This window comes from Chryseobacterium sp. SIMBA_028 (genome assembly GCF_046535285.1).
Classification (GTDB): Bacteria; Bacteroidota; Bacteroidia; order Flavobacteriales; family Weeksellaceae; genus Chryseobacterium.
On record NZ_JAWRWZ010000663.1, the window covers coordinates 1 to 248 of the forward strand.

The following is a 248-nucleotide window of genomic DNA, read 5'->3' on the forward strand; positions in this document are numbered from 1 at the left end:
GTGCGCCACGCGTGATGCCGCGCGAGGACGAGGAAGTCAGCACCTTGATGCATGAACAGCTCTCGGGCGAAGGCGTCGATCTGCGCGTCAATTCCACCGCCACGCGTATCGAGGTGCTCAAGGGCAAGGACAGCCAGCCAATGCGTCAGCTGGTGGTCAGCTCCCCCGAAGGCGAGGAAAGCTGGATCGAGTTCGACGAGCTGCTGGTGGCCATCGGCCGCGAAGCCAATGTCGAACGCTTCGGGCTT

The 248-nt window shown here is 63.3% G+C and carries 1 protein-coding gene; it reads left to right on the plus strand.

The genetic code is table 11. The features are described 5' to 3' along the window. Positions 1–248, plus strand: a 248-nt coding sequence (locus tag SCA31_RS24890) for an FAD-dependent oxidoreductase (protein ID WP_410699627.1), incomplete at both ends; no start/stop codon positions are given.